Consider the following 15,360-nt stretch of genomic DNA (forward strand, 5'->3'; position numbering starts at 1 on the left):
GAGCTTACATTTTCTAAGATCCTCGACTCCTTTTCCAGCCGGTCAGATTTTTTCTACACCCTTAAATGCGAAGAGCCGTTTATGATGGAGGCCAGTACTTTGGTTCCCTCAACCGTTGGATGTATTTCATCCCGAAAGAATTGCTCGCTCCATCGAGGGTCACGAAAAATGCTAAACACGTGTGCTCTGCCATTACTTGCTTGCAGTAAGTCAGCCGCGTACCCCTCGAAGGTGGAAACCTCGATACTCCCTGCTGATTCTTTTTTGTTAGGGTATAAGAAAAAAGAAACAGGCTTACCTTTGACGGTTTCAAACTCAAAAAACTCTTTAAGCGCAGTCTTCCAGTCTCCCTCTGCGACGGTTAGTTCCTTTAGTACGCCAGTGCACGGCTGGAAGTCGTAAATGTATTTTTTGAAGACGTAGTAGGCTGCTGAGTAGGGATACTCTCGTGGATGGGTTGTCTCGCAGCCCCAGGAAGATGGACCTTGAAAGTCCCCCGAATTCAACACGAAAATAAAAGTATCAATATCCTTTAGCACATCGGGATGAGCCTTTAAGTAGATTAGCTCGTTGCTAATCGACCAGCTTCCTGCAGAAATTGGCCAGACGGCGTGCTTGCTTTCAATCTGCAAGACAGGCCCAAGCCTGTCTTGTTGTTTGTAGGGGTTGCCTCCTAAAACAACGCTGTCACCGATGAGCAATACATCAATACCGCTGCTTGGCTTAAATGGACCGGAACCCATACTCAAAGAATTAAATTGCCATATGTTTTTGTGTAGAAATGAACCGGCCTGTGAAGGCTTGGGGATATACCCGATTTCTTTATTTGCATCATACAGTGGAAAGTCAACTAGGCCCGAGGCGCGAACGGCGATCTCTATACCGATCAATAAGGCAGCCAGTGAGAGTGTTGCTGACGTTTTGTTTACTTTCATGATGCTCCTAGCCTGGTAGTTTTAAATTACCAGTGGTTGCGCGGTTTTTTAGTCGAGGCCACCGCGGGCATGGAACTTTTTAGTTTTTACGGCTTTGTGCAGTATTTACGCGTTCCTTACATGCGTATTCGGATTTTTACACAGGTACCGACTAAGTGCTAATCGAAAAGTCTGTCAAATAATAACGGCTTCGGAACACTATGTTGTAATCAATTGCACGGCCATTATTGGTGCTGCATTGTCCACCTAAGTGGATCGAGTTGGTTTTACTTTTAACTATCGCCAATGTATGGTTTTTTTCGTATGGAGAAAAGTATGCCCATCACCGAGCAGCAGCTGCTGCAGATTCTTCCGAACGCCGGCCGCCAAGCCGGCGTTTTTGTTCCTGCCCTGAACACGGCCATGAACCGTTACGGAATTGTCGGCTTGCTCCGGGTCGCCGCCTTCATCGCCCAGGTTGGGCACGAGTCGGGCCAGTTCCGCTGGCTGAAGGAGTTGTGGGGGCCGACGGCGCAGCAGGTCGGCTATGAAGGGCGCGCAGACCTGGGCAACACTGTGCCGGGCGACGGCTCCAAGTATCGTGGCCGGGGCCTGATCCAGATCACCGGTCGAGCCAACTACGCCGCGTGCGGTGAAGCCCTGGGCCTGGACCTGCTCAGTAAGCCAGAGCTGCTCGAGCTGCCGCAGCACGCCGCGATGTCGGCGGCTTGGTTCTGGTCTATGGAAGGCCTGAACACGCTGGCGGACCAGGGCGACTTCGTGAAGATCACCCGCCGCATTAACGGTGGGATCAACGGCCTGGAAGATCGCCTGCTGCTGTGGGACAAGGCGAAAAAGGTGCTGGCATGACGCCCGGGCAGATCCTGGCCGCGATCCTGCTGGCGATGGTCATCGGCTTTGGCGGCGCCTGGCAGGTGCAGGACTGGCGCATGGGCAAGAAGCTCGCCGAGCAGGCCGGCCTGCACAAGGATGACCTGGCGGCGATCACCAATGCCGCCGCCGACCAAGCCCGCGACGAGACCGATAAGCGCCTGGCCCTGGAGAAGCAACTCGCCGGCCAGGACCAACAACACACCAGGGAATTATCCGATGCCCAACGCAACCAGGCTGTTCTGCGCGATCGCCTTGCCACTTCTGATGTCAGGCTGTCAGTCCTTCTCGACGCCGCGGATTCAGCCGGTGGCTGCAACGTGCCTGCCACCCCCGGCACCGCCGGCGTGGTTCATGGAGCCGCGCGCGCCCAACTTGACCCAGCGCATGCTCAACGAATTCTCGCCATCACCGATGACGGGGACCAGGGACTAATTGCCTTGAGGGCATGCCAGGCCTACGCAAAAGCAGTCTCTACATCGAAATGAAAGGAGCGGTCGGGCAGGATGCGCCAACATCCCGCCCGGCCACCTTCCCCGCAGATTTCCCCTGCAAGTCCAGCCAAGGCTCCTGCTTCGTGCACAAAGCGTAACGAGCCTAGCACTGTTTATTCATACAGCAAAGGTCTTGCTTTTATATGTCCACACCCATCATCCCTTGGATGGGCGGCAAACGCCGTCTGGCCGATCGTCTTATCCCGCTATTTCCACCCCACGAATGCTACGTTGAAGTCTTTGCCGGCGGCGCCGCGCTCTACTTCATGCGACCACAGGCCGCGCCCGTTGAAGTTCTCAACGACATTAATGGCGACCTGGTCACGCTGTACCGCGTTGTGCAGAATCACCTGGAAGAATTCGTGCGCCAGTTCAAATGGGCGATCAGTTCACGCCAGGTGTTCGAGTGGCAGAAGATGACTCGGCCTGAAACCCTCACCGACATCCAGCGCGCGGCCCGGTTTTTCTACCTGCAGCACCATGCATTTGCGGGCAAGGTGACAGGGCAGACGTTCGGCACCGCAACCACTGCTCCGACGATCAACCTGCTACGAATTGAGGAAAACCTCTCGGCTGCGTGGCAGCGTCTTTCCGGGACTTACGTCGAGAACCTGGGCTGGCTAGAGTGCGCAGAGCGCTATGACCGTGCCCATACCTTCCACTACATGGATCCGCCTTACTGGCAGACCGCCGGCTATGGCGTGGATTTCCCCTTTGAAAACTATGAGCGGATGGCCGAATTCATGCGGCGCTGCCAGGGCAAGGTGATGGTCAGCATCAATGACCACCCGGACATCCGGCAAGTGTTTAAGGGGTTTCACTTTGAGACAGTGGACATCCGGTACAGCACGGCGAATCAGCGGCAGGGGAAAGCCGATGTCAGCGGAGAGCTTGTGATCATGAATTGGGAGCCAGCAGCGTTGGGTGGGCTGTTCTAGGTTGTCGAAGAGTGTGCGAGATAAAGAAGTTTATGATTCGGCTGAGTCGGGTGAAAGTTATAAGGCCCTGAGTAGTAAGGAGTTTCCTTGCTGCTCAGGGCCTTTTTTTTGCCTGGATTATTTGTATTTATTGAATATCTTTTGGGCAACCCAGGGAAACAAAGCCAACCTTGGGGTTGGCCTTTGCGATGGTGGTGGACATGTCTAACCTCGGTATTGAATGACGCCGCCAGTCGGGCATGACAGGGCTGCGGACGGGCGCTTGCTGCGCCTCTGATCAAAAAGTGCGCAATTCTAGCGACGGGCAACGCACTTGACCAGCTTTATGCAGGGAAATGCGACGAGTGCTGCGCTATGCTTCGCGCCGTTGCTCGCGGGGAAAGCCCTGGGTCAATAAAACGTCTGTTACGAGAAGTAAAACAGCGCATGCTAGGGTCAGCTTAGGCGCGTTGTTTATAAAAGACCTCAGGTCAAAGGGCAGGAGTGGTTGATGGGTCAGGCAAGTAGTCAGGCAGCGGGTGCCGAGCATTCAAACGCCAAGCCGATAGGCATGCTGGTGGCGGCGGTCGGGGTGGTGTACGGCGATATTGGTACCAGCCCGCTCTATACCCTTAAAGAGGTGTTTGCCGGGGGGTATGGGGTTTCAGTCAATCATGACGGGGTCTTCGGCATTCTGGCGTTGATTTTCTGGTCGCTGGTCTGGGTGGTGTCGATCAAGTACGTGCTGTTTATCCTGCGCGCCGACAACCAGGGCGAGGGCGGCATCATGGCCCTGACGGCGCTGGCGCGGCGGGCGGCGTCGCCGTATCCCAAGTTGCGGTCGGTGCTGGTGATTCTCGGCCTGATCGGTGCCGCGCTGTTCTACGGCGATAGCATGATCACCCCGGCAATCTCGGTACTCTCGGCGGTAGAGGGCCTTGAACTGGCCTTTGATGGGCTTGAGCGCTGGGTCGTGCCGTTGTCGCTGGTGGTGCTGGTGGGCCTGTTCCTGATCCAGAAACACGGCACCGACCGTATCGGCAAGCTGTTCGGCCCGGTCATGGTGTTGTGGTTCCTGGTGCTGGCCGGCCTGGGGGTGCATGGCATCAGCCAGCATCCGGAAGTGCTCAACGCGCTGAACCCGGTCTGGGGTGTGCGCTTCTTTGTCGTCCACCCCGGCATGGGCGTGGCGATTCTCGGCGCTGTGGTGCTGGCCTTGACCGGTGCCGAGGCGCTGTACGCTGACATGGGCCACTTCGGGCGCAAGCCCATCGCCCGTGCCTGGTTCGCCCTCGTGCTGCCGGCGCTGGTGCTCAACTATTTCGGCCAGGGCGCGTTGTTGCTGGAAAACCCCGAAGCGGCGCGCAACCCGTTCTACCTGCTGGCGCCGAGCTGGGCGTTGATTCCGCTGGTGGTGCTGTCGACCCTGGCGACGGTGATTGCGTCCCAGGCCGTGATTTCCGGTGCGTTCTCCCTGACTCGCCAGGCGATCCAGCTGGGCTACATCCCCCGTATGCACATCCAGCACACCTCCAGCGCCGAGCAAGGCCAGATCTACATTGGTGCTGTGAACTGGTCGTTGATGGTGGGCGTGATCCTGCTGGTACTGGGCTTCGAGTCCTCCAATGCCCTGGCTTCCGCCTACGGTGTCGCGGTGACTGGCACCATGCTGATCACCAGTATCCTGGTGTCGGCGGTGATGCTGTTGCTGTGGAAGTGGCCACCGCTGCTGGCGATTCCGGTATTGATCGGTTTCCTGCTGGTGGACGGCCTGTTCTTCGCCGCCAACGTGCCGAAAATCGTCCAGGGCGGTGCGTTCCCGGTGTTGGCGGGGATCGTGTTGTTTGTCCTGATGACGACGTGGAAACGCGGCAAGGAACTGCTGATGGATCGCCTCGACGAAGGCGGCCTGCCACTGCCGATTTTTATCGGCAGCATCCGTGTGCAACCGCCCCATCGTGTGCAGGGCACCGCGGTGTTCCTCACCGCACGGCCCGACGCTGTGCCCCACGCGCTGTTGCACAACCTGCTGCATAACCAGGTGCTGCACGAGCAGGTGGTGTTGCTGACGGTGGTCTATGAGGATATTCCGCGGGTGCCGGCCGCACGGCGCTTCGAGGTGGATGCCTACGGGGAAGGTTTCTTCCGCGTGATCCTGCACTTCGGCTTTACCGATGAGCCGGACGTGCCTGAAGCGTTGAAACTGTGCCATCTGGACGAGCTGGATTTCAGCCCGATGCGCACCACGTACTTCCTCAGCCGCGAAACGGTCATCGCCTCGCGGATCAAAGGCATGGCGCGCTGGCGCGAGGGCTTGTTCGCGTTCATGTTGAAGAACGCCAACGGCAACCTGCGTTTCTTCAAGCTCCCGGTCAACCGGGTGATCGAGCTGGGCACCCAGGTCGAAATGTAAGAGGCCGCACCACGGGAGCCGGCAATCGGCTCCCGTTTTCGTTTCTGAACCCTGTGCAATCCAGCGTTGTCGACTAGGCTCTAAGCACTGTTGTGTAGGAGCGGGCTTGCCCGCGAAAAACGTTTACGGTAACGCCTCGATCCTCGATAAACGGTGTCTATGAGGCTTTCGCGAGCCAGCTCGCTCCTACAGAAGTGCCCAAAAGCCAAGAAGAGGTGCGCCATGAGTCAGCTGCTCGAACCCTATACCCTGCGCCAATTGACCCTGCTCAATCGCATTGCCGTGTCGCCGATGCGCCAATACTCCTGTGTCGATGGCCTGGCTAATGACTGGCACCTCGTCCACCTTGGCAGTCGTGCCGTCGGCGGCGCCGGGCTGATTTTTACCGAAGCCACCGCGGTCACCGCCGATGGCCGTATCACCGCCCAAGACCTGGGCTTGTGGAACGATGAACAGATCGCACCCTTGCAACGCATCACCCGCTTTATCGCCGCCCAGGGCGCGGTGGCCGGCATTCAACTGGCCCACGCCGGGCGCAAGGCCAGCACCCATCGGCCGTGGATCGGCAAGCATGGCAGCGTCAAGCCGGAAGACGGCGGCTGGGTGCCGGTGGGGCCGTCGCCGATTGCCTTTGACCCGAACCACACGCAACCCCGGCAACTGGATGACGCTCAGATCCAGCAAGTGATCAGCGACTTTGTCGCCGCCGCCAAGCGTGCGTTGACCGCGGGTTTCGAGGTGGTGGAAATCCACGCGGCGCATGGTTACCTGTTACATCAATTTCTGTCGCCCATCAGCAACCAGCGTCAGGACCAATACGGCGGGTCCTTTGAAAACCGTATCCGCCTGGTGCTGCAAGTGACCGAAGCGGTGCGCGAAGCCTGGCCCCAGGAGTTGCCGTTGTTTGTGCGGGTTTCGGCCACCGACTGGGTGGAAGACGGCTGGAACCCGGATGAAACCGTGGAACTGGCGCGTCGCCTCAAAGACCTGGGTGTGGACCTGATCGACGTGTCCTCCGGTGGCACCGCCGCCAATGCCGAGATCCCCACGGGGCCGGGCTACCAGACACGCTTCGCCGAGCGTGTGCGCAAAGAGTCGGGCATCGCCACCGGCACCGTCGGCATGATCACCGAACCGGCCCAGGCCGAGCACATCCTGCGCACCTGCCAGGCCGATATCATTTTCCTCGCCCGTGAACTGCTGCGTGACCCGTACTGGCCGCTGCATGCCGACGATGATCTCGGTGGGCGCAAGGCAATCTGGCCGGCCCAGTACCAACGGGCGACTCATCGCGACCAGCCGATTCATGAGTCTGATCTCAGGGATTGAGCCTTCATCCGCGCTCACAAAACCCACCCTGGCCCGGTGGGTTTTTTTTTGCCCGCAACTGTGGGATAGGGCTGTAGGTATTTATTCCTGACCCAATTATTTAAGTGAATACTCTAAAAAAATCCCACACGTCACGAGATTGTTTCTACGCTTAGGGTAAGTCTGATTCCTGGCCCAGGGAGTCAGCCGGTTTGTCTGCCGAAGCATTGCGCTTCACGGGAGGCGGGTAATGGGCACACGGAGTTTTGATCGATATCAGGAGAAACAGTCCATGGCCAAGTCCTATGGTGTAGCCGGTGTGGTGGTGTCTTTTCTGACCCGCAGGGTGTACTCGCGCGCCCAAAGGTTGAGTTCCGATGAAGCTGAATTACTGGCGCAGTATCGCGCCCTGACCGAAAGCGATCAGGTGGCGATGCGGTATCTGATTGGCGCGATGAAAAGCGTGTCGCGGTTCTGAGTCGCCGCTGAACATGGGCGCGGGCTTGCTGTGGTGAGCAAGCCCGCGCCCATGTTCAAGTCAACGCATCATGTGTACTTACGCTGGTCCGGTGCCGGCGGGAAGTACTGGTACAGCCAGGTTTCGCTCAAGGTGCGGTCCTGGGTGCGGATAAACAAGCGCAGTTCCACCGGCTCCACGCTGTCGCTGGTCGGGTACCAGTCGAACAGAATGCGGTAGCCCTTGATGTTGTCGAGCACCAGCACGCTGAAGTCTTTCACTTCACCATGGGAACAGGTGACCACGGGCTCGATACCGGTGCCGGGTGGCAGGCGATCCAGGCCGCCGCCCTTGAAGTCCACGGCGAAACGGCGTGCCCAAACTGGCGGGTAATGCTCGCCCGGTGCCCACCCTTCGGTGAAACCGCCCATGCCGGAACGAGTCGCATCGACTTGCGCCAACGGCGTGCTCACCGGCGGCAGGGCGCTCCAGTACAGTTTGTAGCCATAATTGAGCGAATCGCCGGCCGCCACGGGTTTTTTCGGCGTCCAGAAGGCCACGATATTGTCGAGGGTTTCGCCGGTGGTCGGGATTTCCAGCAGGTCGATCGAGCCTTCGCCCCAGGCGGTGGTGGGTTCGACCCACAGGCTTGGGCGCTTGCTGTACCAGTCCACGGTGTCCTGGTAGCTGGCGAACTCATGGTCGGTCTGCACCAGGCCGAAACCTTTCGGGTCGGTGTCGGCGAAGGCGTTGAATTGCAGCTTGGCCGGGTTGTTCAATGGGCGGCAAATCCACTCGCCATTGCCACGCCACATCGCCAGGCGGTCCGAGTCGTGGATTTGCGGGTGGATGGTGTCGCACATGCGCCGTTCGTGGGTGCCGCAACTGAACATGCTGGTCATCGGCGCGATACCCAGTTGTTCGATGGCGGTGCGCGCATTGATATTGGCGTCGATGGCCATCACCACCTGGTTGGCCTGGCAGTCGATATCAAAGCGATAGGCGCCGGTGGCACTCGGCGAGTCGAGCAGGGCGTAGACCACGAAACGCGTGGCGTCCTTGTCCGGGGTTTCGAACCAGAATTGCGTAAAGTCGGGGAACTCCTCGCGCTTTTTCGCGTAGGTATCAATCGCCAGGCCTCGTGCGGAAAGGCCGTACTGGCCGGTGGAATCCACCGCGCGGAAGTAGCTGGCGCCGAGAAACGACAGCACGTCGTGGCGATCCAGTTCCGGTGCCTTGAACAGCTTGAAGCCAGAGAAGCCCAGGTCGCCGGTCAGTTGCTGAGTGTCGACCGTGGTTTTTTCATAGTTGAACAGCGAAGGGCGGAAATGCACTTCGCGGGCTTCCCGGGTCTTCGGGTCGACACTGTGCATGCGCACCGGCGTCTTGAAGCCCATGCCAACGTGGAAGAACTGCACGTCCAATTGGCCGTTCAACTCCTTCCACAGCGAATGCTTGCCGTCGTAGCCGATGGCATTGAAATTCTGCGGGGTCATGGTCGCCAGTGTCGGCGGCAGCACCTGTTTGGTGTCTTTATATTCGGTCCCGGCGAGCTGTTTGGCCTGGGCCTTCAGCGTTTCGAAATCGAACGCCACGGCCTTGCCGTCGGCGGCACGGTTCCCGGCCCAGGCCTGCGCGGCCAGCAGGCCACTGGCTGACAATCCGGTGTAAGCCGCAATGGCCATGGATGCTTTAAGCAAATTCCTGCGGTGCATAGACACAACCTGTCGTGAGCAAATCCAGCGCCGTTCCTGGCACGTAACGGATCAAAAATAACGGTTCGGACATGCCTTCGACCAAACGCAACGGACATTAAACAGACGCCGGATAGCTTAAGCGGTTCTATGACGTAGGAAAAATGATTGATGTCGGGGTGATGGCGCCGCATATGAAACAAGACATTTCCGGGCTGTGAGTGAACACATTACCCAACCATTATGAAGATCCAAAGGTGGGAGGGAGCAACCGGTATAAACCGGGGACATCGTTTACATCTCTAACCGTGGGAGGGAGATGGCGACGTCGTTGAGGACGTCGCGGTGGGTGATGTCCATGGGGGAAACCTGGGTTTTATCGCTGTAGGTGTTTCAACTGTAGGAGCGAGCTTGCTCGCGAAGAACGTCAACGATAACGCGGACATTCTGATTGACCGCGGTGCTCTTGCGTTCTTCGCGAGCAAGCTCGCTCCTACAATTAAAGCGTTAAAGCGTTAAAGCGTTAAAGCGTTAAAGCGTTAAAGCGTTTGGGCGTGGATCAGTGCTTGAACATCACATGGCGAACCGTGGTGTAGTCCTCCAACCCATACATGGACATGTCTTTGCCATACCCCGACAGCTTCTGGCCGCCGTGGGGCATTTCGCTGACGAGCATGAAGTGGGTGTTCACCCAGGTGCAGCCGTATTGCAAACGAGCGGCCAGGCGATGGGCGCGCCCCACATCGGCCGTCCATACGGATGACGCCAGACCGTAGTCCGAATCATTGGCCCAGCCCAGCACCTGCGCCTCATCGGTGAACTTGGTCACCGACACCACCGGCCCGAACACTTCACGGCGCACGATCTCGTCATCCTGCTGCGCATCAGCCAACACCGTCGGTTCAAAGAAGAAACCGTTGCCTTCGACCGCCTTGCCGCCGGTGACCAGGCGAATATGCGGCTGCGCCATGGCGCGTTCGACAAACCCGGCGACACGGTCGCGATGCTGCGCGGTGATCAGCGGCCCCAGCTCGGTGCTGGGGTCATCCTGCAAGCCGTACTTGATGCTGGCGACGGCGGCGCCGAGCTTTTCGACAAAGGCGTCGTAGATATCGGCCTGCGCATAAATGCGGCAGGCGGCCGTGCAATCCTGGCCCGCGTTATAGAAACCGAAGGTGCGAATGCCCTCGACGGCGGCATCGACATCGGCGTCATTGAAGATGATCACCGGGGCCTTGCCCCCCAGTTCCATGTGCATGCGCTTCACGTTGTCAGCAGTGCTGGCGATGATATTCGCGCCGGTGGCGATGGAGCCGGTCAACGACACCATGCGCACTTTCGGGTGAGTCACCAGGGGGTTGCCCACGGTAGGCCCACGACCGAAAACCAGGTTGAGTACGCCGGCCGGGAATATCTCCGAGGCGAGCTCGACCAGGCGCAGCGCGGTCAGCGGGGTTTGTTCCGATGGCTTGAGCACTACGGTATTACCCGCAGCGAGGGCTGGGGCGATCTTCCAGGCGACCATCATCAGCGGGTAGTTCCACGGCGCGATGGAGGCGATCACGCCCACCGGGTCGCGTCGGATCATCGAGGTGTGGCCGGGCAGGTATTCGCCGCCGGCCGAACCGCTCATGCAGCGGCTGGCGCCGGCGAAGAAACGAAACACGTCGGCAATCGCCGGGATCTCGTCGTTCAGCGCCGCGCTGTAAGGCTTGCCGCAGTTGTCCGATTCCAGCTTGGCCAGCTCTTCGCCATGGGCTTCGATCACGTCCGCCAGTTTGAGCAGCAACAGCGAACGATCCTTGGGCGCGGTCTGCGACCAGCTTTCAAAGGCCGCATCGGCGGCGCGCACGGCGGCGTCGACCTGGGCTTCGCTGGCTTCCTTGATTTCCACCAGCACGCGGCCGAGTGCCGGGTTGAAGATGGCTTGGATCGGGCCTTCGCCTTCGACCAGGTGGCCGTTGATCAAGAGTTTGGTTTGCATGGTTCAATCCTCCTCAACACTATTGTTATGTCACTGAAAGAACCGGGTTCACATGTGGGAGGGGGCTTGCCCCCGATAACAGTGTGTCAGTCAACACATGGGGGGCTGATGTACCGCCATCGGAGCAAGCCCCCTCCCACATTTGAGCGCGGTGCCTTCAATAAAAAAGTTATTTACCGCCACTACCGGCCACGCTTTCACCGCCGCGCGTCAGGTAATAGGCCCCCAGAATCGGGAACATCGTCACGATCATCACCAGCATCGCCACCACGTTGGTCACCGGTACATCCCGTGGGCGACTGAGCTGGTTGAGCAGCCACAGCGGCAAGGTGCGCTCGTGCCCTGCGGTGAAGGTGGTGACGATGATTTCGTCGAACGACAGCGCAAACGCCAGCATGCCGCCGGCCAGCAGCGCCGAACCGAGGTTGGGCATGATGATGTAGCGGAAGGTCTGCCAGCCGTCGGCGCCCAGGTCCATCGACGCTTCGATCAGGCTGTGGGAGGTGCGGCGCAGGCGAGCGATGACGTTGTTGTAGACGATCACCACGCAGAAGGTCGCATGGCCGACGATGATGGTGAACATCCCCGGCTCGATGCCCAGGGTCTTGAACGTTGCCAGCAGGGCGATACCGGTGATGATCCCCGGCAGTGCAATCGGCAGGATCAGCATCAACGACACGCCTTGCTTGCCAAAGAACTCACGGCGATACAGGGCGGCCGACGCGAGCGTGCCGAGCACCATGGCGATCAGGGTGGCGATGCCTGCAATTTGCAGCGACAGCTTGATCGCGTCCAGCACGTCGGGCCGGGCGAAGGCCACGCTGAACCACTTCAGGGTAAAGCCCTGGGGCGGGAAGCTGAACGCGGCTTCTTCGGTGTTGAAGGCGTAAAGGAAGATGATCAGGATCGGAAAGTGCAGGAACACCAGGCCGCCCCAGGCTGCAATCTTCAAGCCGAGTGATGATTTCTCAGAGTGCATCGAAGGCCCCCAGGCGTTTGACGATGGACAAGTACACCGCGATCAGCACGATCGGCACCAGGGTGAACGCCGCGGCCATGGGCATATTGCCGATGGCGCCTTGCTGGGCATACACCATGCCGCCGACGAAGTAACCCGGTGGGCCGACCAGTTGCGGCACGATGAAATCGCCCAGGGTCAGCGAAAACGTGAAGATCGAACCGGCGGCAATCCCCGGCACCGACAGCGGCAAGATCACCTGCATGAACGTCTGGCGCGGCTTGGCGCCCAGATCGGCCGAGGCTTGCAGCAGCGACGGTGGCAAACGCTCCAGCGAGGCCTGGATCGGCAGGATCATGAACGGCAACCAGATATAGACGAACACCATGAACCGGCCCAGGTGTGAGGTGCTCAAGGTGCTGCCGCCCACGCCGGGAATGCCCAGCACGAACTGCAACACCGGCTCCAGGCCCAGGTGCTGCACGAACCACTGCGCCACACCGCCCTTGGCCAGCAGCAAGGTCCAGGCATAGGCCTTGACGATATAGCTGGCCCACATGGGCATCATTACCGCGATGTAGAAGAACGCCTTGGTCTTGCCCGTGGTGTAGCGCGCCATGTAGTAGGCAATCGGGAAGGCCACTATCGCGCTGGCGATCGACACCACGATCGCCATGCTCAGGGTGCGCAGGATGATGTCGAAGTTCGACGGCTGGAACAGCGCGGCGAAGTTGGCCAGGGTCAGGTCCGGGGTGACCGCCATGGTGAAGTCGTCAAAGGTATAAAAGCCTTGCCACAGCAGGGTCAACAACGAACCCAGGTAGATCGCGCCGAACCAGATCAGCGGCGGCACCAGCAGCATCGCCAGGTAAAGGTTGGGCTTGCGGTACAGCAGGTTGGAAAACCTGCGCATCGGTGGTTGGGAAAGGGCCAGGCTCATGTCAGACCTCGCCTGCGATATCGGTCAGCGGAGTCATGGCTCCCCGCGCCCAACGGGCGGTGATGGGCTGGCCGACCTGATGGCCGCTGCTGATGTCCAGCCACTGGTTGTTGGCCTGGCTGATGTTCAGCGCCTGGCCGTTTTCCAGTTTCAATTCATAGCGGGTGGCGCTGCCCTGGTACTGAATGTCATGCAACAGGCCGCTGATTTCCACGTCGCCAGCCCCCAACGGGCCTTCGGCGAACCGCACGTGTTCCGGGCGGATCGAGAACGGCTGCGCACTGCCGCTGAGGCGCTGGGCCAGTTCACCGCGAATCACGTTGGAGGTGCCGACGAACTCGGCGACGAACACGGTGGCCGGCTTCATATAGAGATTGCGCGGCGTATCCACCTGCTCGATGCGACCCTTATTGAACACGGCCACGCGGTCAGACATCGACAGGGCTTCGGTCTGGTCGTGGGTGACGAAGATAAAGGTGATGCCCAGTTGGCGTTGCAGCTTTTTCAGCTCGCTTTGCATCTGCTCGCGCAGCTTGAGGTCGAGCGCGCCCAGGGGTTCGTCCAGCAGCAATACGCGTGGGCGATTGACCAGGGCGCGGGCAAGGGCCACGCGCTGGCGCTGCCCGCCGGAGAGTTGCACCGGTTTGCGCTCGCCATAGCCACCGAGGGCGACCATGGCCAGGGCTTCTTCGGCGCGCTCGAGGCGTTCGGGCTTGCCCACGCCTTTGACTTTCAGGCCATAGGCCACGTTGTCGAGCACGTTCATATGGGGGAACAGCGCGTAATCCTGGAACACGGTATTGACGTCGCGCTGATACGGCGGCAAGCCCGCGGCTTCCTCGCCGTGAATACGGATCGAGCCTGCGCTCGGCTGCTCGAACCCGGCAATCAGGCGCAGGCAAGTGGTCTTGCCGGAGCCGGAAGGGCCGAGCATGGAAAAGAACTCGCCGTCCTGGATATCGATGGAAACCCGGTCAACGGCTTTCACTTCGCCGAACTGACGGGAGACGTGGGTGAATTGGACTGCAAGCGTCATGGTGCGGTGCTCCCAAAAGGCGCGGGTCGTCGCAGCGGCCCGGCCTGGACTTCTGAAAAATCAAAACATCTATGAATGCGGTCAATGTGGGAGGGGGCTTGCCCCCGATAGCGGTGGTTCAGTGACAGATAGGTTGGCTGACACATCGCAATCGGGGGCAAGCCCCCTCCCACAGGAGACCTATGTTGTCTGGGAAGCCTCAGCGGCCGCCCATGATCGCGATGTAGTCCTGGGTCCAGCGGCTGTACGGCACGAACTTGCCGCCTTCAGCCTGCGGGGTTTTCCAGAAGGCGATCTTGTCGAACTGGTCGAAGCCGTTGGTCTTGCAACCCTCGGCCCCCAGCAGTTCGCTGCCGGTGCAGGCCGCCGGTACCGCTGGCAGCGAGCCGAACCAGGCCGCGACATCGCCCTGGACCTTCGGCTGCAGCGACCAGTCCATCCACTTGTAGGCGCAGTTCGGGTGCTTGGCCTCGCTGTGCAACATGGTGGTGTCGGCCCAGCCGGTGGCGCCTTCCTTGGGAATAGTCGAGGCGATCGGCTGCTTCTCGTTGACCAGGCCGTTGACCTGATAAGGCCAGGCGCTGGAGGCCACCACGCCTTCGTTCTTGAAGTCACTCATCTGCACGGTGGTGTCGTGCCAGTAGCGGTGGATCAGCGGTTGCTGGGCGCGTAACAGCTCAAGCACGGCCTTGTACTGGGTTTCGGTCAGCTCATACGGGCTCTGGATGCCCAGTTCCGGCTTGGTCGACTTGAGGTACAGCGCCGCATCGGCGATGTAGATTGGGCCGTCATACGCCTGCACGCGACCTTTGTTCGGCTTGCCGTCCGGCAGGTTCTGCGCCTCGAAGAGCACGCTCCAACTGGTGGGTGCTGTCTTGAACACGTTGGTGTTGTACATCAACACGTTCGGGCCCCATTGGTACGGCGTGCCGTAGGTTTGCTGCCCGACCACGTACCACGGCGCATCTTTCAGGCGCGGGTCGATGCTCTTCCAGTTGGGGATCAATGCGGTGTTGATCGGCTGCACACGCTTGCCGACGATCAACCGCAGCGACGCATCGCCCGACGCGGTGACCAGGTCGTAACCGCCCTTGGCCATCAAACTGACCATTTCGTCAGAGGTGGCGGCGGTTTTCACATTGACCTTGCAGCCGGTTTCTTTCTCGAAACCTGTGACCCAATCGTAGGCTTTGTCGCTCTCGCCACGTTCGATATAGCCGGGCCAGGCGACGATATCCAACTGGCCTTCACCAGCACCCACCGCCTTGAGCGGCTCGGCGGCGTGGAGACTGACGCTCGTCAGCAGCGCGGTGGTCAGGGCACTGAGCAGTGCGGTCTTGTGCGCGGACATGGG

General features: G+C 59.7%; 13 protein-coding genes. 6 read left to right on the forward strand and 7 right to left on the reverse strand.

All coding sequences use genetic code 11. The features are described 5' to 3' along the window. Positions 1 to 53 precede the first annotated feature (53 nt). A complete protein-coding gene (locus AC1Q6I_RS09905) occupies positions 54 to 935 on the reverse strand; it encodes a hypothetical protein (protein WP_102642940.1) in 882 nt (293 codons plus the stop codon). A gap of 315 nt (positions 936 to 1,250) precedes the next feature. Between AC1Q6I_RS09905 and AC1Q6I_RS09910 the strand changes: the two genes are divergently transcribed. From AC1Q6I_RS09910 to AC1Q6I_RS09935, 6 genes are all read left to right on the forward strand, one after another. Further along, a complete protein-coding gene (locus tag AC1Q6I_RS09910; RefSeq protein ID WP_102642941.1) occupies positions 1,251 to 1,784 on the forward strand; it encodes a glycoside hydrolase family 19 protein in 534 nt (177 codons plus the stop codon). Further along, positions 1,781 to 2,293, forward strand: coding sequence for a lysis system i-spanin subunit Rz (locus AC1Q6I_RS09915; RefSeq protein ID WP_102642942.1), 513 nt, complete (start codon positions 1,781 to 1,783; stop codon positions 2,291 to 2,293). Before AC1Q6I_RS09910 ends, AC1Q6I_RS09915 begins: the two co-directional genes overlap by 4 nt. A 149-nt stretch (positions 2,294 to 2,442) precedes the next feature. Further along, positions 2,443 to 3,237, forward strand: coding sequence for a DNA adenine methylase (locus AC1Q6I_RS09920; protein ID WP_102642943.1), 795 nt, complete (start codon positions 2,443 to 2,445; stop codon positions 3,235 to 3,237). 490 nt (positions 3,238 to 3,727) lie between these two features. Continuing rightward, positions 3,728 to 5,629: a potassium transporter Kup gene (locus AC1Q6I_RS09925; RefSeq protein WP_102624411.1), complete on the forward strand. Its 1,902-nt coding sequence runs from the start codon at positions 3,728 to 3,730 to the stop codon at positions 5,627 to 5,629. A 222-nt stretch (positions 5,630 to 5,851) separates the two neighbouring features. Beyond that, a complete protein-coding gene (locus AC1Q6I_RS09930; RefSeq protein ID WP_102624410.1) occupies positions 5,852 to 6,958 on the forward strand; it encodes an NADH:flavin oxidoreductase/NADH oxidase in 1,107 nt (368 codons plus the stop codon). A 271-nt stretch (positions 6,959 to 7,229) separates the two neighbouring features. Then, entirely contained in the window at positions 7,230 to 7,415 is a 186-nt protein-coding gene (locus AC1Q6I_RS09935; RefSeq protein WP_024073768.1) for a hypothetical protein, read from the forward strand. A 68-nt stretch (positions 7,416 to 7,483) separates the two neighbouring features. Here the strand turns inward: AC1Q6I_RS09935 and AC1Q6I_RS09940 are convergent, their stop codons facing one another. The 6 genes from AC1Q6I_RS09940 to ydcS form a co-directional block, all read right to left on the reverse strand. Continuing rightward, positions 7,484 to 9,109: a glucan biosynthesis protein D gene (locus AC1Q6I_RS09940; protein WP_102624409.1), complete on the reverse strand. Its 1,626-nt coding sequence runs from the start codon at positions 9,107 to 9,109 to the stop codon at positions 7,484 to 7,486. Positions 9,110 to 9,647: 538 nt separating this feature from the next. After that, positions 9,648 to 11,072, reverse strand: coding sequence for a gamma-aminobutyraldehyde dehydrogenase (locus AC1Q6I_RS09945; protein ID WP_102624407.1), 1,425 nt, complete (start codon positions 11,070 to 11,072; stop codon positions 9,648 to 9,650). 169 nt (positions 11,073 to 11,241) lie between these two features. Continuing rightward, entirely contained in the window at positions 11,242 to 12,051 is an 810-nt protein-coding gene (locus AC1Q6I_RS09950) for an ABC transporter permease (protein ID WP_102624406.1), read from the reverse strand. Next, complete coding sequence (locus AC1Q6I_RS09955) at positions 12,041 to 12,970, reverse strand: ABC transporter permease (protein ID WP_069075375.1); 930 nt, start codon at positions 12,968 to 12,970, stop codon at positions 12,041 to 12,043. The genes AC1Q6I_RS09950 and AC1Q6I_RS09955 overlap by 11 nt, the downstream gene beginning before the upstream one ends. Before the next feature lies 1 nt (position 12,971). Further along, positions 12,972 to 14,006: an ABC transporter ATP-binding protein gene (locus AC1Q6I_RS09960; protein ID WP_024073774.1), complete on the reverse strand. Its 1,035-nt coding sequence runs from the start codon at positions 14,004 to 14,006 to the stop codon at positions 12,972 to 12,974. Between the two features lie 199 nt (positions 14,007 to 14,205). Then, a complete protein-coding gene (gene ydcS, locus AC1Q6I_RS09965) occupies positions 14,206 to 15,357 on the reverse strand; it encodes a putative ABC transporter substrate-binding protein YdcS (RefSeq protein WP_024073775.1) in 1,152 nt (383 codons plus the stop codon). Positions 15,358 to 15,360: the final 3 nt, after the last annotated feature.

The organism is Pseudomonas sp. MPR-R2A5, from assembly GCF_058793055.1.